Annotated in this window: 24 protein-coding genes and 1 pseudogene; 10 read left to right on the forward strand and 15 right to left on the reverse strand. The window is 36.6% G+C overall.

Annotated features, from left to right (window positions below):
* Positions 1-154 precede the first annotated feature (154 nt).
* The 5 genes from REI64_RS11520 to trpS all read right to left on the reverse strand — a co-directional run bounded on the left by REI64_RS11520 (position 155) and on the right by trpS (position 3,280).
* On the reverse strand, positions 155-532 hold the full coding sequence (locus tag REI64_RS11520; protein WP_308850270.1) for a hypothetical protein: 378 nt from the start codon (positions 530-532) through the stop codon (positions 155-157).
* 219 nt (positions 533-751) lie between these two features.
* Positions 752-1,288 (reverse strand): hypothetical protein, encoded by a 537-nt coding sequence (locus REI64_RS11525; RefSeq protein ID WP_308850271.1) that lies wholly within the window; start codon positions 1,286-1,288, stop codon positions 752-754.
* A gap of 89 nt (positions 1,289-1,377) precedes the next feature.
* The gene (locus REI64_RS11530; RefSeq protein ID WP_308850272.1) at positions 1,378-1,575 is read right to left on the reverse strand and encodes a DUF5808 domain-containing protein; all 198 of its coding nucleotides are present in this window, start codon (positions 1,573-1,575) and stop codon (positions 1,378-1,380) included.
* A gap of 9 nt (positions 1,576-1,584) precedes the next feature.
* Positions 1,585-2,199: a deoxynucleoside kinase gene (locus REI64_RS11535; RefSeq protein WP_308850273.1), complete on the reverse strand. Its 615-nt coding sequence runs from the start codon at positions 2,197-2,199 to the stop codon at positions 1,585-1,587.
* Positions 2,200-2,281: 82 nt separating this feature from the next.
* Entirely contained in the window at positions 2,282-3,280 is a 999-nt protein-coding gene (gene trpS, locus REI64_RS11540; RefSeq protein WP_308850274.1) for a tryptophan--tRNA ligase, read from the reverse strand.
* 338 nt (positions 3,281-3,618) lie between these two features.
* Here trpS and REI64_RS11545 point away from each other — a divergent pair, with 338 nt between their 5' ends.
* From REI64_RS11545 to REI64_RS11565, 5 genes are all read left to right on the forward strand, one after another.
* Complete coding sequence (locus REI64_RS11545; RefSeq protein ID WP_308850294.1) at positions 3,619-4,341, forward strand: lysophospholipid acyltransferase family protein; 723 nt, start codon at positions 3,619-3,621, stop codon at positions 4,339-4,341.
* Positions 4,342-4,418: 77 nt separating this feature from the next.
* Positions 4,419-4,709, forward strand: coding sequence for an Asp-tRNA(Asn)/Glu-tRNA(Gln) amidotransferase subunit GatC (gene gatC / locus REI64_RS11550; protein WP_308850275.1), 291 nt, complete (start codon positions 4,419-4,421; stop codon positions 4,707-4,709).
* 141 nt (positions 4,710-4,850) lie between these two features.
* On the forward strand, positions 4,851-5,609 hold the full coding sequence (locus REI64_RS11555; RefSeq protein ID WP_308850276.1) for an ABC transporter ATP-binding protein: 759 nt from the start codon (positions 4,851-4,853) through the stop codon (positions 5,607-5,609).
* A gap of 66 nt (positions 5,610-5,675) precedes the next feature.
* Positions 5,676-6,230: a cob(I)yrinic acid a,c-diamide adenosyltransferase gene (locus REI64_RS11560; RefSeq protein ID WP_308850277.1), complete on the forward strand. Its 555-nt coding sequence runs from the start codon at positions 5,676-5,678 to the stop codon at positions 6,228-6,230.
* A gap of 81 nt (positions 6,231-6,311) precedes the next feature.
* Positions 6,312-6,533 (forward strand): DUF2795 domain-containing protein, encoded by a 222-nt coding sequence (locus REI64_RS11565; protein ID WP_097129232.1) that lies wholly within the window; start codon positions 6,312-6,314, stop codon positions 6,531-6,533.
* 179 nt (positions 6,534-6,712) lie between these two features.
* On the opposite strand, the gene REI64_RS11570 is transcribed toward REI64_RS11565, so the two are convergent.
* Both REI64_RS11570 and queG read right to left on the reverse strand, forming a co-directional pair.
* Entirely contained in the window at positions 6,713-7,549 is an 837-nt protein-coding gene (locus tag REI64_RS11570; protein ID WP_308850278.1) for a hypothetical protein, read from the reverse strand.
* On the reverse strand, positions 7,546-8,481 hold the full coding sequence (queG, locus tag REI64_RS11575) for a tRNA epoxyqueuosine(34) reductase QueG (RefSeq protein ID WP_308850279.1): 936 nt from the start codon (positions 8,479-8,481) through the stop codon (positions 7,546-7,548). Before queG ends, REI64_RS11570 begins: the two co-directional genes overlap by 4 nt.
* 110 nt (positions 8,482-8,591) lie before the next feature.
* Here queG and REI64_RS11580 point away from each other — a divergent pair, with 110 nt between their 5' ends.
* Complete coding sequence (locus tag REI64_RS11580) at positions 8,592-8,813, forward strand: hypothetical protein (RefSeq protein ID WP_308850280.1); 222 nt, start codon at positions 8,592-8,594, stop codon at positions 8,811-8,813.
* A 51-nt stretch (positions 8,814-8,864) separates the two neighbouring features.
* Here REI64_RS11580 and REI64_RS11585 read toward each other — a convergent pair whose 3' ends face one another.
* The 6 genes from REI64_RS11585 to gyrA all read right to left on the reverse strand — a co-directional run bounded on the left by REI64_RS11585 (position 8,865) and on the right by gyrA (position 18,190).
* Positions 8,865-10,370: a bifunctional GNAT family N-acetyltransferase/carbon-nitrogen hydrolase family protein gene (locus REI64_RS11585; protein WP_308850281.1), complete on the reverse strand. Its 1,506-nt coding sequence runs from the start codon at positions 10,368-10,370 to the stop codon at positions 8,865-8,867.
* Positions 10,371-11,082: 712 nt separating this feature from the next.
* Positions 11,083-12,105, reverse strand: coding sequence for a Holliday junction branch migration DNA helicase RuvB (gene ruvB, locus REI64_RS11590; RefSeq protein ID WP_308850282.1), 1,023 nt, complete (start codon positions 12,103-12,105; stop codon positions 11,083-11,085).
* Positions 12,106-12,206: 101 nt separating this feature from the next.
* On the reverse strand, positions 12,207-13,115 hold the full coding sequence (locus REI64_RS11595) for a 3-hydroxyacyl-CoA dehydrogenase family protein (RefSeq protein ID WP_375141996.1): 909 nt from the start codon (positions 13,113-13,115) through the stop codon (positions 12,207-12,209).
* 121 nt (positions 13,116-13,236) lie between these two features.
* Positions 13,237-14,376 carry a hypothetical protein gene (locus REI64_RS11600; RefSeq protein ID WP_308850284.1) on the reverse strand — a complete coding sequence of 380 codons (1,140 nt, stop codon included), beginning with the start codon at positions 14,374-14,376 and terminating at the stop codon, positions 13,237-13,239.
* 88 nt (positions 14,377-14,464) lie between these two features.
* Positions 14,465-15,547, reverse strand: coding sequence for a tetratricopeptide repeat protein (locus tag REI64_RS11605; RefSeq protein ID WP_308850285.1), 1,083 nt, complete (start codon positions 15,545-15,547; stop codon positions 14,465-14,467).
* A gap of 99 nt (positions 15,548-15,646) precedes the next feature.
* Positions 15,647-18,190: a DNA gyrase subunit A gene (gene gyrA / locus REI64_RS11610; RefSeq protein ID WP_308850286.1), complete on the reverse strand. Its 2,544-nt coding sequence runs from the start codon at positions 18,188-18,190 to the stop codon at positions 15,647-15,649.
* A gap of 340 nt (positions 18,191-18,530) precedes the next feature.
* Between gyrA and REI64_RS11615 the strand changes: the two genes are divergently transcribed.
* From REI64_RS11615 to REI64_RS11630, 4 genes are all read left to right on the forward strand, one after another.
* The gene (locus REI64_RS11615) at positions 18,531-19,016 is read left to right on the forward strand and encodes a DUF4442 domain-containing protein (RefSeq protein WP_308850287.1); all 486 of its coding nucleotides are present in this window, start codon (positions 18,531-18,533) and stop codon (positions 19,014-19,016) included.
* Between the two features lie 64 nt (positions 19,017-19,080).
* Complete coding sequence (locus REI64_RS11620) at positions 19,081-19,707, forward strand: ATP-binding protein (RefSeq protein WP_308850288.1); 627 nt, start codon at positions 19,081-19,083, stop codon at positions 19,705-19,707.
* 160 nt (positions 19,708-19,867) lie between these two features.
* Positions 19,868-21,247, forward strand: a complete 1,380-nt coding sequence (locus REI64_RS11625) for an MATE family efflux transporter (RefSeq protein ID WP_308850289.1) — start codon at positions 19,868-19,870, stop codon at positions 21,245-21,247.
* A gap of 34 nt (positions 21,248-21,281) precedes the next feature.
* Entirely contained in the window at positions 21,282-22,421 is a 1,140-nt protein-coding gene (locus REI64_RS11630; protein WP_308850290.1) for a cytochrome c peroxidase, read from the forward strand.
* A 12-nt stretch (positions 22,422-22,433) separates the two neighbouring features.
* Here REI64_RS11630 and REI64_RS11635 read toward each other — a convergent pair whose 3' ends face one another.
* Both REI64_RS11635 and REI64_RS11640 read right to left on the reverse strand, forming a co-directional pair.
* Positions 22,434-22,592: a hypothetical protein gene (locus REI64_RS11635; protein WP_308850291.1), complete on the reverse strand. Its 159-nt coding sequence runs from the start codon at positions 22,590-22,592 to the stop codon at positions 22,434-22,436.
* Positions 22,593-22,709: 117 nt separating this feature from the next.
* Positions 22,710-23,674: pseudogene (locus REI64_RS11640) on the reverse strand (DNA ligase-associated DEXH box helicase); the annotation flags it as partial.

The following is a 23,674-nucleotide window of genomic DNA, read 5'->3' on the forward strand; positions in this document are numbered from 1 at the left end:
CATTGCGAGGAACGAAGCAATCCTAAAACGATACACTAAACTCACACATAGTAAGATTGCTTCGTTCCTCGCAATGACGAAATATGAAAATTTAGGGTATAACACAGTCATCCCAATAATTTGAGACAATGTTATTAAGCCACCAAGAAATTAACTAGGCTTGTTTGGGAGGGTGAAAAATCACGCTGGTTTTACCTACAGGTTTTTGCTGTAAGTAGTTTGGGATTGTAGTTTCTACCTCAGTTTCGAAGGTTTTGAAAACCAATGAGGCTCTTAACGGAGCTACCGTTTCAATTACACGTTTCATGTGCTCTTGCTCGTGTTTGTTCTTTTGCTCAAGCTCTTTCAATTTGATGTCTAAGAAACATTTACCTTCGCAATGACGCTCTGGCTTGTCTTTGTTGGTACACAAAACTGATGAAATGTAAGATTTGTTGAAATGGTAGGAGGTAGAAATAATCCAATAGTTAAAGCAGTTGGCTAAAATACCAACCAACAATAACCCTGCGACTAATTTTCTACAGATTTTCATTGCCGCAAAGGTAGGCAACAACGTTGGTTATTCAAAGGAATTTTAAGTAAAACGAGCGTTAATAACGATAAACTTTACCCGCAGATTTTGCAGATTGAACCGCAGATTTTAGTTAGGGTTGACTTAAGTTATCTGTGGTAATCAGCGTAAAAATCCCCAAAATCTGCGAGACGATTAACCAATTAACCAATTTAAACAGTCAACCAAATAACCAACCGCCTAACAGCATTTATAATAAACCTTCACCTTTTGCTCTTTTGGCGACCAAGCAATGTAAACGTTATGATCTTTACCTAAGCGATAATCGAAACCGTTTAAGCTGCTCTGTTTTAATTCTTCATAAAACGCCTTATCTGGCACATTCTTGTCTGGTTGCTCGTCCGAAGTAACTGCAGGTTCTAGAAAATGATGTTCTTCAAAAAAATAAGCGATTTCTTCTTTTAGGAATTTAATTTTTTCACTTTCCTTTTTCATTTCGGCAGTTGCCAGATAATTTTTAAGCAGTTCACTAGCCTTAATTTCCTGTTTGTAAATTTCCTTGCCTTCAAAAGATTTAATGGTAAACAACAACTGCATGTCTTTAGTATCTTTTCCTACCAAAGCCACCTTGAAAGTATCAAGTTTAATGGTATCAGAAAACGCAAATGTTGTCGTTTTCTCTAATCCTTCAGTACTGTTAGAGTTGGTTTTTGTAGAAGAATTGCAAGCATATAGTAAACAGATGATGAATAAAGCAGGTAGAATAATTTTCTTCATAGCAACGTATTTATGGCTTTAATATAAATAAATTATTTCGTTAGTTTTTGAAGATGTTTTGACTTGTAGCAATAATACAAATGAAGCAATTATGAATAGACTGTTTGTAAAACAATCAATAACAAAATGATGATTAAAAAGATATAGCCCGCGGGATGCGCAAAATTAAATGTCCAACCCATTATTGGATTTCGTTTGGGCACAAGTATCCTATGATCTTTTTTATTGAAGTAAAGAAATCCCCATTTCCAATTCTCTGGATCTTCATGAAAGAAATCTTTACTCATGCTTTTTATTTAAAACAAACCGTTAATTTCCGCTTCAATAGATTGGATTACCGCTCCTAAATCTTCCGGATTATTAGTAAAATCTAATTTATCTTTATCTAAGATTAATAGTTTGCCCAATTTGTAATTTTTAATCCAAGTTTCGTATTTCTCGTTTAATTTAGATAAATAATCGATACGGATACTCGCTTCGTACTCTCTACCTCGGCGTTGAATATTGTTGACCAAAGTTGGTACCGAAGCTCTCAAGTAGATCAGTAAATCTGGTGGTTTAATGAATGAAGTGATATTATCGAAAATAGCTCGGTAGTTATCGTGATCGCGACTGGTCATTAAGCCCATTTCATGCAAGTTATCAGCAAAAATGTGCGCATCTTCGTAAATTGTGCGGTCTTGGATAACGTTGCGTTGTTTGTTCTCAATATCAACAATTTGCTGGAAACGGCTGTTTAAAAAGTAAATCTGTAGGTTAAAGCTCCAACGCTTCATGTCGCTATAAAAATCTTCTAAATAGGGGTTGTTATCTACAGCTTCGTAGAGTGCTTCCCATCCGTAATTTTTGGCCAATAAGCCAGTTAATGTTGTTTTTCCAGCACCTATGTTGCCTACTACTGCTATATGCATATTTGTATTGAGTATGGAGTATTGCGTATTGCGATTGGCGTTTTATCTAATTACACAAATCGCAGTACACAATACTACAAAATTAAAAACTTTTAAAACCTATTAATTCACGCACTTCTTTAATTGTCTTCTGAGCGCTTTCTCTAGCTTTCTCGGCGCCTAAGCGGGCAACTTTTTGTAAGTAAGCGCTATCGTTTGCAATATCGTTGATCCTTTCTCTTACTGGATCTGTTGCAATAATCATATCTTCTGCCAATTGCTTCTTGAAATCGCCATAACGTATTGCCATTTTATTGTACAAATCGTCGAAATGATTTACGGTATCTGCCGGAGAAACAATTTTCATTAAATCGAACAAATTTTGAATGGCTTCTGGCTTTGCTTGGTTTTCTTCGGTAGGTCCGCTATCTGTTACCGCTCTAGATACTTTTTTACGGATAGCTTCAGGTGTATCAGAAAGGTAAACACAATTGGCATCTCCTTCCGATTTGCCCATTTTTCCTTTACCATCTAAACCTGGTACTTTCACTAACTTTTCGGTATAGCTAAAAGCGTAAGGTTCTGGAAAATACTCTTGATTGTACAAACGGTTAAAACGGTTACCGAAAGTACGAGCCATCTCTAAATGCTGCTCTTGGTCTTTACCAACAGGCACTTTAGTAGCTTTGTGTATCAAGATATCAGCACTCATTAGCACTGGATAGGTTAACAAACCAGCATTTACGTTATCAGGACTAGCACGAACTTTATCTTTAAATGAAGTAGCTCTTTCCAACTCACCTAAATAAGCATTCATATTCAAATACAAATACAATTCGGCAATTTCTGGAACATCAGATTGTACGTAAATGGTGCTTTCTTCTGGATTTAAACCACAAGCTAAATAATCTACCAATACGTTTTTGATATTGCCGTGTAGGTTTTCTGGTGTTGGATGCGTTGTTAGCGAGTGCCAATCTGCAATGAAGAAATAGCAGTTATACTCTTCTTGCATTTTGATGAAGTTTTTTACCGCACCATAATAATTACCTAAATGTAATTTTCCTGTGGATCTAATTCCGCTAACAACTGTTTCTTTCATCTGTGTATTTTTATTTTTTATCATCTGTCAGATGGAGCCTTTGGCTCTCAAAATACAATTTTGAGAACGTCGGGTTCATAATGGCCGAAATTAAGTAAAAAACTGAAAACTGTGAAGAATGTTGAAAGTTGGAATTTTAAATTATTCCTGCTTGACAAATGTAAGGTGAGAACTGGATGTGCTTTGCACTGTTTAGCGTGAAATAAACCTGATAGGAGCGAGCATCCCGATTTTTTCGGGATAAAGCGGATAGCAGGACTGTATGCTGCTAAGGAGTACAACAATTTCGTTTTCAAAAAATATTTGTGCTTTCCGCTAAAATTGTATTTTTGATTTCGATGATTAAATTGCTCCGCAAATTGCATTGGGCTTGGTGCCTCTTCTGTTTATTGTTGTTTTTTGTGCTTTTTTTACCATTTTATTATTGGTTTACAAAGCATCCTCGCTATTATGGCATCTTAAATAAATTCAGAACCGCACATTCATTCTTAGCATCGGCGCTTTCGGGTATTTTTTTCAATTTTAAATTCGAAAAAAGACTGGATAAGAACCAAACTTATATTTTTTGTGCTAATCACACTTCCAATTTTGATATCATTATTTTCTGCATTTTAGCTAAGGGTAGGTATCATTTTATGGGTAAGGAAGAATTGACCAAGAACCCAATTTTGGGTATTTTCTTTAAAACTATTGATATTGCCGTATCTCGTGAAAGCAAAATTTCGTCGTTTAGGGCATTTAAAAAAGCAGCTGAAAATCTGGAAAATGGAATGAGTTTAATTATTTTTCCAGAGGGAAAGATAGATGATGCATACCCACCAGTGCTGCAAGATTTTAAAGCTGGTCCGTTTAGGTTGGCTATCGAAAAAAATATCCCTATTGTGCCAGTTAGTATTGTAAATTTATGGAAGGTGATGTGGGACGATGGTGCAAAGTACGGCACTAGGCCTGGTATTATAGATGTTTATGTGCATGAACCAATTTTAACCAGTATCTTAGCCGTTGAAAATGATGAAGTATTAAAGAACGAGGTTTACAAACGGATTAACAGTAAGTTGTAGCGATGGTTAGCTTTATGAATTGTTTAATTGGTTAACTGAAAGTTTATATCTAAAATCGTAAATCCTAAAATTTAGAGATGGTAATTGACAAAAACACAGTTTATAAAGTAGCTGATTTAGCTAGAATTGAAATAAAGAATAACGAAGTTGATCATTTGACACAGGAAATGAACAAGATTTTAACCTTTATGGAGAAACTTAATGAGCTAGATACAGAAGGAGTAAAGCCCTTAGTTTATATGAATGAAGAGGCCAATGTGTGGCGTGAAGATTTAGCTAAAAACGAAATTAGCGTTGCTGATGGATTAAAAAACTCGGCTTTGCACAATGAAAGTTTCTTCTTGGTACCTAAGATTATTGAGAAGTAGTTATCAGTTTACAATTAGCCAGCCTGTAGTTTTCTCAAACTGTAAAAGCAATTAAGCAGTTAACCAGACAACAATAGGTACAATCTTAAATTAGTTTGTAACATTAGGCCAAAAACTAACGTCTAAAAAAGAAAAATAGCGATGCAAAAAGAACTCATCACCATTAAAGATATTGGCCGTAGATACGTGATAGGCACAGAGGTTATCCATGCGTTAAAATCAGTAAGTTTAACCATTAACGAAGGCGAATTTGTGGCTTTAATGGGGCCATCGGGTTCTGGGAAATCTACCTTAATGAATATTTTAGGCTGCTTAGATACACCTACCAAAGGAGATTATATCCTCAATGGCATTAACGTAAGCCACATGACGGATAATGAGTTGGCCGAAGTTCGTAATAAGGAAATTGGCTTCGTATTCCAAACATTTAATCTTTTACCAAGATCTACTTCTTTAGATAATGTGGCCTTACCTTTAATTTATGCAGGTGCTGGTAAAAAAGAACGCGATACAAGAGCACAACAAGCCTTAGAAAATGTAGGTTTGGGCAATAGGGTACATCATAAACCAAACGAATTATCTGGTGGTCAGCGTCAACGTGTGGCTGTAGCTAGGGCATTAATCAATAATCCATCTATTATATTGGCCGATGAACCTACCGGGAACTTAGACACTAAGACTTCCATAGAAATTATGGGGCTATTGGAGGAAATACACAGTAAAGGAAACACCATTATTTTAGTAACCCACGAGGAAGATATTGCGCAACATGCACACCGTATTGTGCGTATGCGTGACGGTTTGATAGAAAAGGACTACGATAACGAAGATGTCAAATCTGTTTCGCCTCGTCTGCAGGCTATCCGCGAAAGTGGCAACGATTTTGAGAATATAAATTAACCCCTAAATCCCCTAAAGGGGACTTGGGCATCCATCATAAAAAAATCCCCTTTAGGGGCTAGGGGTATGAAGATTTACACCAAAACTGGAGATAAAGGACTTACTTCCTTAATTGGAGGTACACGGGTTGCCAAGCATCATATCCGTATCGAAACTTACGGCACTGTAGATGAGTTGAACTCTTACATCGGCTTAATTGGCTGCCAAGAAATTGACCCGCATCACAAAGCAATCCTAAAAGAAATTCAAGATAGGTTGTTTACGATTGGCTCGTCTTTAGCTGCTGATCCTGAAAAGTCTAAAATGAAAATCCCAGATTTGTTGGAAGAAGATATTACCTTATTGGAAACAGAAATAGATAAAATGAATGAAGTTTTACCAGAACTGAGACATTTTATCTTACCTGGAGGAAATACCATTGTTTCTTATTGCCATTTAGCCAGATGTGTATGTAGACGAGCAGAGCGACTAACTGTGGCTTTAGCTGAAAGCAGTTTTGTTGACACTAAAATTACTGTTTACTTGAATAGATTAAGTGATTATTTGTTCATTTTAGGGCGAAAATTAGGAAATGACACCAACACTGAGGAGAATATTTGGATACCTCGTGTGAATAGTTGAAAAAAATATTTGCATAGCTCGTTTTTTTTTATCTGCTTTGCGAAAATAGAATAATTGACGAATTAATAATTGTTTAAAGATATGTATTGGACCTTAGAATTAGCATCGCATTTGGAAGACGCCCCATGGCCTGCAACTAAAGATGAATTAATAGACTACGCTATCCGTTCTGGAGCGCCTGTAGAAGTAATTGAAAATCTTCAAGCATTGGAAGATGATGGTGAGCCTTATGAAACTATCGAAGAAATTTGGCCAGATTATCCTACAAAGGATGATTTCTTCTTTAACGAAGACGAATACTAACGAATTAAGGTCCTGATTTTATCGGGACCTTTTTATTTATACGGCTATAATTGAAAATTTCTTAAATTTCAATCAAGCTTTTTACTTGTCAGTCTGAGTTTGTCGAAGACTATTTCGTCCCGAATTTTGCGAAGCTCAACTTTGCAACCGCATTTTTTGCAAAAGAAATTTAAACAGTTTTAGTTAATTGGATATTTCGAATTCAAAATCACCCCTTCGTCGCTAACTAGTTGATGCAATAATGGATGTTTTAATAGATTCGCTAATTTAACTTTTTTGCCATTTAAAATTGCAGTTTCGCTTACTAAGCGTACGCCATGGCTATAATCTGCCCAAGTGTTGGTGTGTTTATTGTAAACTGGCTGTATCGCTTTGCCATCTAATTTGTGCCAACCGTAAATGACTACTCTAGCTGTTGGCTGTCCGTAAATTTTATTAGAAATAATGATGTCTTTCTTGTTACCGGCAGTTAAATAAGATTGAAGATGCTGTACCTTAAAATCTTTCAGTTGTTGTAAAACGATATTGTTATGCACAATAAAAACCGGCACAGTTGTCATGGCTTTGGTTGGGGGAATGGGTTGGGGCTCGAATTTGATTTTTGCTTGTTTATAAATCTCATCAACCATCAGTTTAGTTGGCAGCATAGTTCTAGTAGCGTTTGCTATTCGTTGCGCCAGCATAGGAGTAGTCGGCACGTAAAAGTAATCTTCATCATCACCAATAGCTAAATAATCTGGTAGTACAAATAAGGTTAACTTATAATCAGTTCCATCAATTACCTTCTCTATTCTTATCGAGCTTAACCTTTGTAAAAAAATTGGAATATTGCCTTTCCTAACCTCTTTAAATATCAATTCTTCTCTATCTACAAGAGATAAAGTGGTATCGCTGATGAATTTAGCGAACTCGCTTCCAGTTAAAGCATTGTTGCTACGTTTTTTAAGTTTCAGTTCTTGTCCGTAAGAAACAAGATTAAGCAATAGTAATAAGAAGAATATAGAAAACTGTTTCATGGCTGCTGCAAAAAATCGATGTTACGTTTCAAACCATTAAATTTTGTACGCTTTACTGGCGAGTTCTTAAACACTTTTTTAAAAACTTCATCTGTCATATCTACTAGCTCACTTTTGGTTAAACCAAGTAAATTTTCCTTTGGAGAGAAGTTTTCTTCTTGGTGTTGGGTGGCAAACCTATTCCATGGACAAACATCCTGACAAACATCGCAGCCAAACATCCAATCGTCCATTTTGCCTTTAAATTCTGTTGGTATTTCGTTTTTTAGCTCTATCGTAAGATACGAAATACATCTGCTGCCATCAACGGTGTAAGGCGCTACAATGGCATCGGTAGGGCAGGCGTCAATACAACGCGTACATGAGCCACAATGATCTGTAGGAAATGGGTTATCGTACTCCAAATCTAAATCGATAATCAGCTCTGCTAAAAAAAAGAAAGAGCCCGCTTGCTTACTGATCAAATTTGAGTTTTTTCCTCGCCAGCCCAAGCCAGCTTTTTGCGCCCAAGCTTTATCCATTACTGGAGCTGAGTCTACAAAACATCTACCATCAACTTCGCCAATATTTTCTCTAATGAAAGCCATCAGACTTTGCATTTTTTCCTTAATTACCGAATGATAATCTGTTCCGTAAGCATACTTAGATATTTTCGGCGCATCTAAATCAACTTGTTTTTCTTCGGTGTAATAATTCAGAGTTAGCGAAACTATTGATTTTGAACCTTCAACCAACAACCTTGGATCTAGGCGTTTATCGAAATAGTTCTCCATATAGCCCATTTCGCCGTGATGATTGTTTTTTAGCCAACTTTCTAAACGAGGAGCTTCGTCTTCCAAAAAATCTGCTTTAGCAATGCCACAGCTCATGAAACCCAACCGCAGGGCTTCTTGCTTAATCATTTGACTGTATTTTGCGGCTTGGCTAAACATTGATGTTGCAAAGATAGCTATTTGGCTAAAAACCTTTTATCTTCTTTAGTTGTTTAAATGATGACAGCAAAGGTTGCTGAGAACTACTACTAAATTTAAATCTCGGAATTATGGAAAATCAATCAGGAAATATAGAAGAGCAAAACAAACATACTACAGCTGATGTAGAAACGGATTACGAAGCGCATCAAGATAATCCAAAACCAGCACCAACAGTAAACGAACCTGATAACAAAGGTGCTGGACAAGCCATGAAATGGATTATTCCGATCGTGGTGGTAATCTTGTTAGTCGTTTGGTTTATCTTCTTCAGAAATAACGTCACACAATAGAAAGTAGGGTCTTGTAGAACCAACAATCTATTATTTTGAGTGTAAAGCTGCTTATTTAAGCAGCTTTACTTCGTATAAATCTTTCCTTCTATCTTTCAATATCTTCACGGTTCCAAAATGGTGAAGTTCATCTAAAAGGTGCAAATCAACGTCAACCACCAGCATCATTTCTGTATTTGGCGTAGTTTCTGCCTTAATGGCGTTGGTTGGAAAAGCAAAATCTGATGGTGTAAATACCGCCGACTGTGCAAATTGAATATCCATGTTATTTACCTTAGGTAAGTTTCCCACGCAACCCGCAATAGCCACATAACATTCGTTTTCTATCGCTCTTGCCTGTGCGCAATGTCTTACCCTCGTATAGCCGTTCTGCGTATCAGTCAGAAATGGTACAAATAATATCTGCATTCCCTGGTCGGCATAAATTCTGCTCAACTCTGGAAATTCCACATCATAACAGATCAAAATTCCAATTTTCCCACAATCGGTATCAAATACACCAATTTTATCACCACCGCTCATTCCGTAGTATCGCTGTTCGTTCGGCGTAATGTGTATTTTGCGATAGTCTTCCGTTAATCCGTTTCTATGACATAAGTAAGTAGCATTGTATAACTTGCCGTTCTCTTTTACAGGCATACTACCAGCAATAATGTTTACATTGTAAGATACCGCATACTCCTGAAGTCGCTGCACAATTTCCTCGGTTTTATCTGCCAACTTTTTCATAGCCTCTTGCTCTGGCAAATGGTTGTAAGGCTGTAGGAGGGGAGTATTAAAAAACTCTGGGAACATGATAAAATCAGATTTGTAGCCACTTACGGCATCCACGAAAAATTCTACCTGTTCAAAAAAAGCGTCCATATCTGGAAACAAACGCATTTGCCATTGCACCAAACCTAATCTAATAGTTTGTGCAGAGCGTGGAGATACATTATCGTGGTAATAAATGTTGTTCCACTCAATCAAGGTTGCAAATTCCTTCGATTCTACATCGCCAGGCAAATAATTCTTCAATACCTTACGTACGTGAAAATCATTAGCGATTTGGAAACTCAACGTTGGATCGTAAATTTCCTTTGATTTAACTTTATCGATATACTGCCTCGGACTTAGCTTATCGGCATATTCGTGATAACCCGGAATACGGCCACCAGCAATGATACTTTCCAAATTCAAAAGCTCGCAAAGTTCTTTTCTCGCCTCGTACAAACGTCTCGCTAACCTCAGTCCTCTATATTCCGGATGCACAAAAATTTCAATTCCGTATAATACATTTCCTTGCGGCGTGTGGGTAGAAAAGCTGTATTTACCAGTAATCTTTTCATAAGTGTGCGTGTCACCAAATAAGTCGTAGTCTACAATAATAGAAAGCGAGCAGGCAACCACTTTGCCATCTACAGCAATACATAATTGTCCTTCAGGAAAAATCCTTAATAAATCGCCAATTTTTGCTCTACTCCAAATGCCGTTGCCACTGTCTAAGTAGGCTTGCTGCATTGATTCTCTAAGGTCGTTGTAATCTTCGATGGTGAGTTTACGTAATTCTATATTCATATTTAAAGAACAAAGAACCAAACTGATTGTTTAGCGAAGCTTAAACCAGCGTTAAGAAATCTAACTTCAAATAAGAGTAATGATTTAGAAAAAGAATGTCAGTAATACTTTGGAAAATGAAGTCCCGTAATCCGCTTAATCTTTTGTGACTTCTTTTGCCGTCATACGAACGTATGTGAGAACTGAAAGAAAGCGAAGCTAAATCTCGAATGATTAGCTTCTATTTAACAGATTTAGCGTTGCTTTCTTTCAGTTCTCAGTCGTACCTCCTTCGAAATGACGCAACACAAAAGTATATCGCTGCTACCGGGTTTATTTAACATAGGCCATTGCTAAATACAACGTTATTTGCTGCAGTGAATTATGTTCCGTTATTCGTGATTTGTAAACCGTACCAGATAAACATTTAAATAGATCGGATTAAAAATCCTGCGATAAGGCTTCCAGATTGCAAATCTGGAAGAGCACAGTTTTCTAATACCATATTGATGCAAAATATTAAACTTACGAAGTTTTAAAAACTTCGTAAGTTTTTAGAGATGAACGTAATTAATTCTGCTATTCGTGATTTGTAATCGCGAATTGATATCTACGGATTTGCAATCCGTACTTCATAAGTATTAATAAATCGGATTAAAAATCCTAAGATAATGCTTCCAGATTGCAAATCTGGAAGAGCATAGAGAACACAGCAAAATGAAGAGAAGTATAACTAAAACAATTTCCCAGTTTGTCCGAATTTTACTCTGTTTAAATGCTTGTATGCAGCCTCTGTAACCTCACGGCCACGAGCGGTACGCATCAAATACCCTTCTTGAATTAAGAATGGTTCATAAACCTCCTCAATCGTTCCATCATCTTCCCCAACAGCCGTAGCAATAGTTTTTAAACCTACCGGTCCACCTTTAAATTTGTCGATGATGGCCAGTAAGATTTTATTGTCCATTTCATCCAAACCGTGTTCATCTACATTTAAAGCAGACAAAGCATAACGGGCTATTTCGGTGTCGATATTTCCATTGCCTTTAATTTGTGCAAAATCTCGGGTACGGCGCAACAAAGCATTTGCAATACGAGGTGTACCACGACTGCGACGAGCAATTTCATAAGCGCCTTCGTCGGAGATTGGTGTATTCAGTATCGCTGATGAACGTAAAACTATGGTAGTCAGTAATTTTGCATCGTAATACTGCAAACGAGAATTGATGCCGAAACGAGCCCTCAGTGGTGCGGTTAGCAAACCAGATCTGGTAGTGGCTCCAACTAAAGTAAACGGATTTAAACCAATTTGCACAGAACGGGCATTTGGGCCACTTTCTAACATGATATCGATTTTGAAATCTTCCATGGCCGAATACAAATACTCTTCTACCAAAGGCGATAAACGATGAATTTCATCGATAAAAAGAATGTCACCACTTTCTAAATTAGTTAAGAGTCCTGCTAAATCACCAGGCTTATCTAACACCGGACCAGAAGTAACCTTGATATTTACGCCCATTTCATTTGCAATGATATGAGAAAGCGTGGTTTTCCCTAATCCTGGAGGGCCGTGTAAAAGCACATGGTCTAAAGCTTCGCCACGTAATTTGGCCGCTTTCACGAAAATCCTCAAATTTTCAAGAATTTTATCCTGACCAGCAAAATCTTCAAACTCCTGCGGGCGTAATACTTTTTCAATATCACGCTCAGTTGGACTAAGGTTTTCTGAAGAAGGATCAAGGTTTTCGTTCATAAGGCAAAGATAATAAAAAGTAGGTTTTGTGCGTCATTGCGAGGCACGAAGCAATCTATTTAGCTTTAAGATTGCTTCGTGCCTCGCAATGACGATTTTGGCTAATTCTGTGCAAGCTTGGTAAACTTCCCAGCAACCTTAGCTTCTTTCACGCCATTGCTGTAATCATAAAAGCCTTCGCCAGATTTAACGCCTTTTTTTCCGGCTGTTACCATATTTACCAAGAGAGGGCAGGGGGCATACTTCGGGTTTCCAAATCCTTGATGCAGTACATTCAAAATGGCTAAACACACATCTAAACCAATAAAATCTGCCAATTGTAGCGGTCCCATTGGATGTGCCATGCCTAATTTCATTACCGTATCAATCTCATAAACACCTGCAACACCTTCATAAAGTGAATAAATTGCCTCGTTAATCATAGGCATTAATATACGATTAGCTACAAAACCAGGATAGTCATTCACTTCAACAGGAACTTTATCTAATTTCGTAGATAATTCCATAACTATATTTGTAGTTATATCACTAGTAGCGTAGCCTCGGATAACTTCAACCAATTTCATTATTGGCACTGGGTTCATAAAGTGCATACCAATTACTTTATCACCACGATTGGTAACTGATGCTATTTTTGTAATAGAAATAGAAGATGTGTTGCTTGCTAAAATTGCATCTGGTTTGGCATAGGCATCCAATTCCTTAAAAATTTGAAGCTTTAACTCGATATTTTCTGTAGCTGCTTCAACCACCAAATCTACATCAGCAACTGCAGCTTTTAAATCTGTGTGTGTGCTTAAATTTTTTAGCGTATTTTCTTTATCCGTTTCTGAAATTGTTCCTTTAGCAACCTGGCGATCTAAATTCTTCGTAATTGTATCCAAAGCTTTCTGTAGCGCATCGGCGTTGATATCTATCAAATTTACAGCATAACCAAATTGTGCAAAGGTATGAGCAATACCGTTGCCCATAGTTCCAGAACCTATAACAGCTATATTCTTCATTTTTATATTTTGAGTTAGAATTAGGCTAAATTAACAATTTCAATGATATTTCTAATTGTCATATAATTTACATTATGTTAAGTTGTTTTTTTAAATACCTATACTTTTACTGTATAATTTGAGAAATTTAAAATTCGTTTAACTTACGTTTAAGCTCTTGTACCTTATCTAGCCTATTCTTTCTAGTATAAATATCTATGAGCAGCTTAACGGTATTTCTGTGATTAATATTGATATCGTGGGCTCTCAATAAAGAATACTCGGCACGATTGATATTAGCAACAAACTTTTTATTATCCTTTTGCTTTAAAGCTTCATTAGCATTTTCGACGTATGCGACGGCTAGCTGGTACAAGGCATCGAAATAATTGTAATCTACCTCTAAAGCTTTTTGATAAGACAATTCTGCTGTACTTATATTTTTAGCTTGGTTTTGCTGTAAATAACCGTATAAGAAAAATAGTAATTTACTTCTTTTATCTGTTTTAAGCGAAGTTTCTATGGCTTTGTTAGCCTTATCGTATTGTTCAGTATCTAATAATATATTGATATAATCATTAGTGAGTAATGGATGATAAGCATTTTGTGCTAGTCCTTCTTCTAATGTTTTAATAGCCAATTCATTCTCAAACTTTGATGCGTAAATATTGGCGATGTTCTGATACAAGCTTGGATTTTTAGCTCCGTTGCTTTTTGCTCTTAAAAAATACTCAAGTGCATCATTGTATTGCTGTAGATTTTGCGCACAGATAGCAGTATTTGTAGCCAAAAGTGTATCTGTAGGTAAGAAATCGCTTACATCTTTCAATAATTCATAAGCGGTTGCAAAGTCATTCTGCTGAAAAGCCTCTGCTCCTTTGCGCTGTCTTTTAACGTGAATGTTGTGATCTGATGCTTTGATAAGTTCCGTATTTGACTGGAATTTATCTAACTTAATAGCTTGCGTAAGTGCGTCTTGAGCAAATTGGAAATATTTATCAGCATTTGCTTCATTTTCATCAATTAAAGCAATGTACGAGCACATATATGCTTTAATAGCCCAAGTTTCTGGCCAATTCTTTGTTTTTTTATCCTTTTCAGCAAGTTCTATTGCCTTAATCCCCTCTCCTATGATGGTTAATTGTTTTTTAGCGTCGGCCTTTTCTGCAATGCTATTTTGCAATTTTGCTAAACTATTATTGGCAATTTTTACTTGCGATCCTTGAGCGTATAATAAGTTGCTGGTTGCAAGCAGTACGAAAATGTTAAAGAATATCTTACGCATCATCAAAAAAACTTTATACAAAGTAACTAAAAAAGGGAGACAAAGTTTAATTATCTCCCTTTTTTATATGGTTACAGATTGTTAAACAATACTAATTCTTTTGAAGAGCATCTAAAAGTTTTTTAGTTTCTTCATAACCTTTAGTGTCATTTTTGAAACCGTAAATCTGTTTTAAAGCTTCTAAAGTATGTACCGCTTTTGGATCTAACTCTTGTGCCTTTTTATAGAAAGGTAATGATTTGTCAATTAAGGCAGTCATCTTAGCCGTTACAGCATTGTATTCCTTTACTTTTTTCGAATCAATTTTTTGTCTTTCCGCTTGTACCGCAAGTGCTTGCTTATAGTACGTTTCGCCTAATAAAAAGTGATAAATTGCTTTATTTGGATCTTTTGCTATTAACTTTCCTAAAGATTCTTGAGATTTTTCAATTTCTCCTCTAATGATATAGATATCTGTTTGCGTACCTACAAAATCAGGATCATCCGGAAATTTCTTTAAAGCTTGATCGATAGATGCCATTGCAGCAGCTGTATCCTTCAAATTTGCTAATTCTATGTTTACAGCTTCTAGCATCAAGCTTTTAGCGTCTGGAGTATTAAACTCTACTACCTTTTTAAAGTTTTTAACCGCACCTGCATAATTACCTGCTTGTTTAGCTGCAACACCGGCATTTAAAAACATTGAGGTGTCAGTTGGGTTCTTTTCTGTAATTTCTGTGAAAATTTTAAAGGCTGTAGCAAAGTCCTTTTTATTATAGGCTTTAATACCTCTAGTTTGTACGGCATTAGCAATATTGATTTTTGCATTGGCAATATTGTCTTTTTGATCACCTTTTTTATCTAACTCTTCAGCTTTAGCAATTGCCTCTTCTGCAATTTTTTGCTTTGCTACAGAATTAGCATCACTTAATGTATCTAATAAAGCAATTGCTGAGGACATAGAAGCTCTTAAAGCCCAAGGTTCTACGGTATTTTTCGTTTTCTCGTGAGCAATAGCTAAATCGGTATGACCTAAACCTTTATTCAAGTTTTCAAGGTTTTTCTTAAGAGATTGTGCGCTGTTCATTGCTTGAAACAAATCCCAAGATTTTTTCGCTTCTGCTACTTCTGATTTTTGGGCATAAGCAGCTACTGATAAACTTAAGATACCTACGCTTAAAATTAACTTTTTCATTTACTTATAAATTTATTGTTCTTAAACGGTAAAATCCATCATGATATTATTATTTAGTTACCACGATGGATTTAATTTTAAATTTAGTTAATATTTATTTTATTCTTCTGAAGCATTTTCTTGTGTATCAGCTTCGTTAGTATTTTCTTCACCACTAGTTGTTTGATCTAGGTTTTCTTCTTCCTCATCTTCGTGGTCAATTCTGGCAACCGAAGCAATTTCGTCATTGCCTTTCAAGCTAATTAACCTCACTCCTTGTGTTGCCCTACCCATCACTCTCAACTCGCTTACTGCAATTCTAATTACAATACCCGATTTGTTGATAATCATTAAATCATCTGCATCAGTTACGTTTTTAATTGCAACTAAATCTCCGGTTTTTTCGGTGATGTTAATGGTTTTAACACCTTTACCACCACGATTGGTCACACGGTAATCTTCTATATCGGTACGTTTTCCATAACCTTTTTCAGAAACTACCAAGATAGTTGCATCGCTACTGTCTACAGCAATCATGCCAACAACCTCATCTTTATCGTGCCCTAAAGTTACACCACGAACACCAGTTGCAGTTCTACCCATCGGTCTAACTGTGCTTTCGTTGAAACGAATTGCCCTACCAGAACGCAATGCCATTACAATTTCACTGCTTCCAGTAGTTAAGCTAGCTTCTAATAACTGATCGCCTTCATTAATGTTAATTGCATTGATACCGTTAACACGTGGACGAGAATAAGCCTCTAGAGAAGTTTTCTTAATGGTACCTTTTTTAGTACACATAATGATAAAATTATTCTCTAAATATTCCTGATCTTTTAGGTTCTTAACTTTAATATATGCTTTAACTTTTTCTTCTTTAGGGATATTGATGATGTTTTGTAAAGCACGTCCCTTACTTTGACGCGTACCTTCCGGAATTTCGTAAACCCTTAACCAGAAACATCTTCCAGCTTCTGTAAAGAATAACATGTAATTGTGGTTAGTAGCAACTAATAGGTGCTCTATAAAATCTTCATTTCTAGAGTTGCTGCCTTTTGAACCTTTACCACCTCTACCCTGCGTACGATATTCTGTAGCTGGTGTACGTTTAATATAACCTTCGTGAGAAATGGTAATTACAACTTCTTCGTCTTCGATGAAGTCTTCCATGCTCATATCATCTGCCGAGTGAATGATGGTCGTTCTACGCTCATCACCGTATTTATCCATAATCTCTGTCAACTCATCTTTAATGATTTTCATACGAAGACCTTCATCTGCTAATACAGATTTCAACCATTCGATAGTTTTCATTAATTCTGCGTATTCTTCTTTGATCTTATCACGCTCTAGTCCTGTTAACCTACGTAAGGTCATATCAAGGATAGCACGAGCTTGGATATCAGATAAACCGAATTTCTCCATCAATCCTGTTCTAGCCTCATCTGGAGTGCTAGATGCACGGATCAATTTAATTACTTCTTCAATATGATCTAAAGCAATTAATAAACCTTCTAAGATGTGCGCACGTTTTTCGGCCTCTGCTAACTCAAAACGAGTACGGCGGATAACTACATCGTGTCTGTGCTCAACAAAGTGATGAATAAGATCTTTAAGGTTTAACAACTGTGGACGACCGTTCACCAATGCAATGTTATTTACACTGAATGAGGTTTGTAACGCAGTTTGCTTAAATAAATTATTTAGAACGATGTTTGCATTTGCATCACGCTTAATTTCATAAACAATACGGATACCGTCTTTATTAGACTCATCTTTAATGTTAGAAATTCCTTCAATTTTTTTCTCACCAACCAATTCAGCAGTACGCTCAATCATCATGGCTTTGTTAACTTGATAAGGAATTTCTGTAACGATAATTACCTCACGATCGTTAATATTTTCGATTTCGGCTTTGGCACGCATCACAATACGACCTCTACCTGTTTCAAACGCTTCTTGTACGCCAGAATAGCCATAAATAATGGCTCCTGTTGGGAAATCTGGCGCTTTAATAAACTTCATCAATTCAGCAATAGTAATTTCTCTATTGTCGATATAATTGATTGTTGCATTAATTACCTCCGTTAAGTTGTGTGGCGCCATATTAGTGGCCATACCTACCGCAATACCCGATGATCCGTTAACCAAAAGGTTAGGAACTTTTGCTGGTAATACTGTTGGCTCTTGCAAAGAGTCGTCAAAGTTGTTTTGAAAGTCTACCGTATCTTTATTGATATCGGCCAACATTTCTTCTGCCATTTTTTGGAAACGAGCCTCGGTATAACGCATTGCCGCTGGCGAGTCGCCATCAATAGAACCGTAGTTACCTTGTCCGTCTACCATCATGTAACGTAAGCTCCAAGGTTGGGCCATACGCACCATGGTCATATATACAGATGAATCTCCGTGAGGGTGATACTTACCTAAAACCTCACCCACAATACGTGCTGATTTTTTGTATGGTTTACCAGCGCCTACACCTAGGTCTTGCATACCATAAAGTACCCTACGGTGCACTGGTTTTAAACCATCACGCACATCGGGTAATGCCCTACTCACAATTACCGACATCGAATAATCGATATAAGCAGTTCGCATCTGCTCATCAATATTAATGGGGATAATTTTATCGTCTTCTTGATTTTCTAAATCTTCTGCCATAAGTTTTTTGTGTTTTGCGTTTGGAGTAATGCGTTAAGCGTTTTATTCGCTATTTGCTAATCACCACCGCAAGATTATTATGTTTTATTATAACCTTGCGAATTTAGTAAAATAAGATACACTTTAAAGACCATTGTGGAAAAGTTTTAGGAATGCTATAAATGTTACAAAATATAGCTCTGAGATTGAAAAAAGCCGTACATGTGCAGATTTAATACTGTCAAAAATTTTCATGAATTGCCGTGTAAATAAAATCTTTGCATGTGTAGCTAGAAGTTACACTCATTTAAGTTTTACACAATACTTTTTTACATCAATACAAAAGCTGATATTTAAAATAATGATAGTTTCTGAGCGTACCCTAAAATGGGCTTTAAGTTTATATCCTCCTTTGTTATTTCAACGCATTTGGGTCAAAAAATTCCATGAGGGATTTAGAGGGGTCGATGTTAAAATTAGTAACAGTGTACTTAATAGAAATTACAATGGTTCAATTTTCGGCGGAACGATTTACGCAGCCACCGACCCATTTTATGCCATTTTGTTTGATCAGTTAATGCAGCGTAAAGGTTATAAATGTAGGGTTTGGTTAAAAAGTGCTTCTATTCAATACCTAAAACCTGGACTTACCGCTCTATATTTTACCATAAGAATAACTGATGAAATGATTGCAGAGGCGGAACAAGCGCTAAACGAACATGGCAAATTTGTGAAGGCTTACCCTATGGAACTTTACAATAAACAAGGCGAACTTTGCGCAACGGTGAATAATGAAGTTTATTTACGACTTAAATTTCCGGGAGAGAAACAGCGAGTAGCCATATAGTTGAGATTGAGGCTAAGGCTGAGAGTAAGTTTAAGTGCTTTATTAATATTATGAATTGCCTAAAATGAACATTAAAAGACTGATACTTGCTGGCGAAAACGTAAACATTGATTTTAAGAAGACGATTAGCAATTGTGAGAAAATTGCAAAAACCTTAGTTGCCTTTGCCAATAATAAAGGTGGCAAGCTTTTAATTGGCGTAGCCGATGATGGAACTATTAAAGGTGTAAAGGCTGAAGAGGAAGAAAAATACATGATCAACAAAGCGGCTCATCAGTTTTGTAAACCAGCTATCGAGCCAATTTTTGAGGAATATATGGTAGATGATAAGCTGGTTTTGGTTGCGGAAATACCTAGAAGCGATACCAAGCCACATTATGCTTTAGATGAACAAGGCAAATGGTGGGTTTATTTTAGGGTACAAGATAAAAGTGTGTTGGCTAGCAAAATATTAATTGAAGTACTCAAAAAAGACGGCGACAACGAAGGGACGCTTATTGCTTATACTGAGCAGGAAAAGTTGCTGCTCGAATATCTAGGCGAAAATGGCCGTATTACTTTAAAAGAGTTTAGTAAGTTAACTAGAAGTGCATATAAAAAAGCACAGAAAATTATTGTTAACCTTATTTTATCGGGCATTATTTTACCTCACATTACAGAAAAAGAAGAGTATTATGTTTTGGCAGATTAAAAGCCTCCCCCAACCCCTCCAAAGGAGGGGAGATAGCACAAAAGATTTAAGCAGAGTGAACAATCTATCGTGCATTTAAACGGAAAATTTCCAATTGAAAACTGCTTTGCAATATGTCAAATCGTAATTCGTAAATCTAAAATCGTAATTTTGCAGGCGTATGTTCACTTATTCGTTTGCCAAGTACAAATCGTACTATAAAGATAATCTTATTTTAGCTTTGCCTATTGTTTTGTCGCAGTTGGGGCATACTTTGGTACACATGGCCGATGGTATGATTGTAGGCCACTTTGCCGGCACAGTTCAGTTAGCAGCAGTTTCTTTAGTGAACAGTTTGTTTATGCTCATTTTGGTGCTTGGCTTGGGTATCTCATACGGATTAACACCTCTTATAGCACAAGCTAATGGCAGTAAAAACAAAGAAGAATGCGGACAGTTACTTTCTAATAGCATATTAATTAACATAGCTGCTAGTATCATCTTATATGGATTGGTGCTGTTGGTTTATTACAAAGTGATAGATCATTTAGGGCAGTCTCCTGATGTTGTTTTACATGCAAAACCATATTTGCAGTTTATGGGGATTTCTATTTTTCCATTAATGATTTTCCAGGCATTTAAGCAGTTTACAGAAGGTTTAGGCTTTACCAAACAAGCCATGATGATTTCCATTTGGGGAAATGTTGTAAACGTTATTTTAGGAATTATTTTCGTTAGGGGGATGTTTGGGATTAGCCCGATGGGTGTAAGTGGCGTAGGTTTAAGTACGTTAGTAGATCGTATTTTAATGGCGATTGCAATGGGTGCCTACGTTTTCAACTCTAAAAATTTCAAAGACTATCTTTCAAAATTTAAATTGCTCTCTTTCGACTTTTCGCGGATTAAAAAGATTGCCAAACTTGGTGCTCCAGTTGCTATGCAATATTCATTCGAAATCAGTGCGTTTAGTGGAGCCGGCATTTTAATTGGCACCATAGGCAAGGTAGAACAAGCAGCGCATTTTACAGCATTATCATTGGCAGCATTTACCTATATGCTGGCTACGGGCATTGCTAATGCTGCAACCATTAAAACAGGGAATAACTTCGGCAGTAAAAACTTTGGTCCTTTGCGTTTATCAGCGATAGCTAGTTATCATATTGTGATTGTTTTTATGTCTATCACGGCAATCATCTTTATGTTGGCTAATAACCTTTTACCATATATTTACACTAGCGACACTACCGTAATTTCGATTGCTGCACAGCTACTTATCATCGCAAGTTTTTTCCAGTTATTTGATGGCACACAAGTAGTTGGCTTAGGCGTTTTAAGAGGTTTGGGCGATGTAAACATGCCAACTTTCATCACGTTTTTATCTTATTGGGTTATTGGTATTCCCGTTGGATATTTATTATGTTTCCATTTTGGATTTGGAGTTAAAGGCATTTGGTACGGACTTACTTTTGGTTTGTTGACAGCATCTATCCTGCTCTTCATCAGATTTCAGAACAGAACAAAGAAACTGGCTGCTGCGAAAACTGAACTTCATCAAGTTTAAGATTAAGTATTTTTCAATTGCTTACTTTTGTGCGATGAATAAGGCACTGCTAATTCTTGCTTTTTTCCTTTTCGGATTATTGTTGATTTCCTTCAAATCGAATGATTGGGAAATGAATAGTGATCTAACTATAGACTCTTTAAGAAAAATTTATTCGCAACCCAGCAAATATTGGCCGAAACCTAATGTAGATAAGGGAGTAAATTTCGAAGAGTTGGCTGCATTACAGTCCTCTCCCATCGATTTATCTAATGATTCTATCAAAAATATAGTTGAGTTAGGAAAACTGCTTTTCTTCGACAACAGACTTTCTGGCTCCAATCAAATTTCATGTGCAACCTGTCATGATCCAGCCTTAAATTGGACCGATGGTAAAGCTGTTTCTATTGGACATGAACAATTGCCCAACATTCGTAATGCGCCTTCTTTAGAAAACGTTTGGGTGTACAATAGTTTCTTTTGGGACGGAAGAGCTAAGTCTTTAGTTGAGCAAGCCGAAGGACCAATTTCTGCACACAACGAGATGAACCAAGATTTAAAGTCTTTGGCAAAAAAGCTTTCGAAAATTAAAGGTTACAAACCTTATTTTGTTACCGCATTCGGATCTCCAAAAATCACTAATCAACGTATTTTTGAAAGTTTGGCTACGTTTCAGCAAACCATAGTAAGTGGCGAAAGTAACTTTGATAAATTCCTAAACGGTGATGTTAAAGCATTAACCGACCAACAATTACAGGGATTGCATTTGTTTAGAACCAAGGCCAGATGTATGAACTGTCATCATGGTGCATACTTTACTGATAAGGATTTTCACAACATCGGATTAACAGAGTACGGTAACAAAAACGAAGATTTAGGTTTGTACAACGTCACCAAAAAACCTGAAGATGTAGGCAAATTTAAAACACCAGGATTAAGGAATGTCATGCAGACTGCTCCGTGGTTCCATCAGGGTTCGGTAAAAAGTATGGATAGTTTAATGGTGCTTTATAATATGGGAATGCCCGAACATGTTGTTTTACCGCATCAGAAAGATGATCCATTCGTACCGAAAAACGATAAATTGGTTCGCGGAATTATGTTAAACATTAGGGAAAGGAAAGCCATCATTGCTTTTTTGGAAGCGTTGTCTTCTGCGCCAGTTATTGTTAAAGTAGAGCGGTTGCCTCAATAGATTTAAACGCTCTTAAATACGATCGCCGCTGTGCTTATCTGGCTTCAGCTCTTTTTGGTTTAGTTCTTTTTCTAGATCCTTTTGGTCTTTGCGATTTCTTTTAACCACGAAGTAGATAAAACCTAAAATTGCTACAACGGCTACAGCGATTAAAATGAAGTTAATTTTCATTACTTGTATTTTGATAACAAATTTAATATTAGTGTTTTAAGTAGTTGTTAAGAACGTGTTAAGGTTAGTGTTTTAAAACATCGTAACTCAATAATTTTTAAATCTACCACCTCATTATCACTTAAAAACTTCCTTCTTCATTCTTTCGATACGTTGCTCTAACTCCTCAGAACTCATATTTGCCCGCAAACTATCTACCTTAATTGGAAAAGACAGCGGTGTAAAGCGCTTTGGATATGTGATGATGATATTACTTTGCTGTATCCTGCGAAGTGCTGCAGCCAAACGTGGCTCTTCCAATTGTTGATAAAACACCTCTTCATAAGCTTGTCTTAAAAGCAAGTTATGTTTATCAAAATCATTAAAAACATTAAAGAATAAACCAGCACTAGATTGCAGGTGTTTGTTTTTTACATATTTTCCGGGATAGCCTTGAAATACCAAGCCAGAAATACAAGCAATATCTCTGAATTTCCGTCTTGCCATTTCCGTTGAATTGATGCTAAGCGTAATGTCTTCGGCCAAATTTTTAGGCGAAAAAACTTCATAAGCAATGCTGTCATCCATCGGTATTTCCGTATCGCTCAACAACTCGAAACCATAATCGTTCATTGCAATAGAGAAGGTTATTGGCACTAACTTGCTTAATCGGTACGCCACCAGCGCTCCTAAAATTTCATGTACCAATCTTCCTTCAAATGGATAGGCGAACAAATGAAATCCTTCTCGGTTGTTAATCATCTCGATCAATAGCTCTTCACTTTTAGGCACATGTGAACGCTCCTGCTGTGTTAAAAATAGAGGGTAAACGACATCTAGCTCCTCGTCTTGATGGGTTTTGTCCAATACTTCATTATACTTTTTACGCAATACAGCGCCCAAATTAGACGATAGCGGCAACCTTCCCCCCAACCAACTCGGCGACATGGCTTTCTTTTGCTTACTGCGACGAACAATCACAGTCATATCTTTAATTTGTACAAATTCCAATACGCGTCCGGCTAGGATGAAGCTGTCACCGGCTTTAATTTTAGACACAAAATATTCCTCTATCATGCCGATGTAACCAACGATCAAGAATA

The sequence above is a fragment of the Pedobacter sp. genome, assembly GCF_031119335.1.
Taxonomy (GTDB): domain Bacteria; phylum Bacteroidota; class Bacteroidia; order Sphingobacteriales; family Sphingobacteriaceae; genus Pedobacter.

What these genes read in the sequence shown, in the direction of transcription:
- REI64_RS11520 (WP_308850270.1), bottom strand. Translation starts at nt 532, where the DNA reads ATGAAAATCTGTAGAAAATTAGTCGCAGGGTTATTGTTGGTTGGTATT.
- REI64_RS11525 (WP_308850271.1), bottom strand. Translation starts at nt 1,288, where the DNA reads ATGAAGAAAATTATTCTACCTGCTTTATTCATCATCTGTTTACTATAT.
- REI64_RS11530 (WP_308850272.1), bottom strand. Translation starts at nt 1,575, where the DNA reads ATGAGTAAAGATTTCTTTCATGAAGATCCAGAGAATTGGAAATGGGGA.
- REI64_RS11535 (WP_308850273.1), bottom strand. Translation starts at nt 2,199, where the DNA reads ATGCATATAGCAGTAGTAGGCAACATAGGTGCTGGAAAAACAACATTA.
- trpS (WP_308850274.1), bottom strand. Translation starts at nt 3,280, where the DNA reads ATGAAAGAAACAGTTGTTAGCGGAATTAGATCCACAGGAAAATTACAT.
- REI64_RS11545 (WP_308850294.1), top strand. Translation starts at nt 3,619, where the DNA reads ATGATTAAATTGCTCCGCAAATTGCATTGGGCTTGGTGCCTCTTCTGT.
- gatC (WP_308850275.1), top strand. Translation starts at nt 4,419, where the DNA reads ATGGTAATTGACAAAAACACAGTTTATAAAGTAGCTGATTTAGCTAGA.
- REI64_RS11555 (WP_308850276.1), top strand. Translation starts at nt 4,851, where the DNA reads ATGCAAAAAGAACTCATCACCATTAAAGATATTGGCCGTAGATACGTG.
- REI64_RS11560 (WP_308850277.1), top strand. Translation starts at nt 5,676, where the DNA reads ATGAAGATTTACACCAAAACTGGAGATAAAGGACTTACTTCCTTAATT.
- REI64_RS11565 (WP_097129232.1), top strand. Translation starts at nt 6,312, where the DNA reads ATGTATTGGACCTTAGAATTAGCATCGCATTTGGAAGACGCCCCATGG.
- REI64_RS11570 (WP_308850278.1), bottom strand. Translation starts at nt 7,549, where the DNA reads ATGAAACAGTTTTCTATATTCTTCTTATTACTATTGCTTAATCTTGTT.
- queG (WP_308850279.1), bottom strand. Translation starts at nt 8,481, where the DNA reads ATGTTTAGCCAAGCCGCAAAATACAGTCAAATGATTAAGCAAGAAGCC.
- REI64_RS11580 (WP_308850280.1), top strand. Translation starts at nt 8,592, where the DNA reads ATGGAAAATCAATCAGGAAATATAGAAGAGCAAAACAAACATACTACA.
- REI64_RS11585 (WP_308850281.1), bottom strand. Translation starts at nt 10,370, where the DNA reads ATGAATATAGAATTACGTAAACTCACCATCGAAGATTACAACGACCTT.
- ruvB (WP_308850282.1), bottom strand. Translation starts at nt 12,105, where the DNA reads ATGAACGAAAACCTTGATCCTTCTTCAGAAAACCTTAGTCCAACTGAG.
- REI64_RS11600 (WP_308850284.1), bottom strand. Translation starts at nt 14,376, where the DNA reads ATGATGCGTAAGATATTCTTTAACATTTTCGTACTGCTTGCAACCAGC.
- REI64_RS11605 (WP_308850285.1), bottom strand. Translation starts at nt 15,547, where the DNA reads ATGAAAAAGTTAATTTTAAGCGTAGGTATCTTAAGTTTATCAGTAGCT.
- gyrA (WP_308850286.1), bottom strand. Translation starts at nt 18,190, where the DNA reads ATGGCAGAAGATTTAGAAAATCAAGAAGACGATAAAATTATCCCCATT.
- REI64_RS11615 (WP_308850287.1), top strand. Translation starts at nt 18,531, where the DNA reads ATGATAGTTTCTGAGCGTACCCTAAAATGGGCTTTAAGTTTATATCCT.
- REI64_RS11620 (WP_308850288.1), top strand. Translation starts at nt 19,081, where the DNA reads ATGAACATTAAAAGACTGATACTTGCTGGCGAAAACGTAAACATTGAT.
- REI64_RS11625 (WP_308850289.1), top strand. Translation starts at nt 19,868, where the DNA reads ATGTTCACTTATTCGTTTGCCAAGTACAAATCGTACTATAAAGATAAT.
- REI64_RS11630 (WP_308850290.1), top strand. Translation starts at nt 21,282, where the DNA reads ATGAATAAGGCACTGCTAATTCTTGCTTTTTTCCTTTTCGGATTATTG.
- REI64_RS11635 (WP_308850291.1), bottom strand. Translation starts at nt 22,592, where the DNA reads ATGAAAATTAACTTCATTTTAATCGCTGTAGCCGTTGTAGCAATTTTA.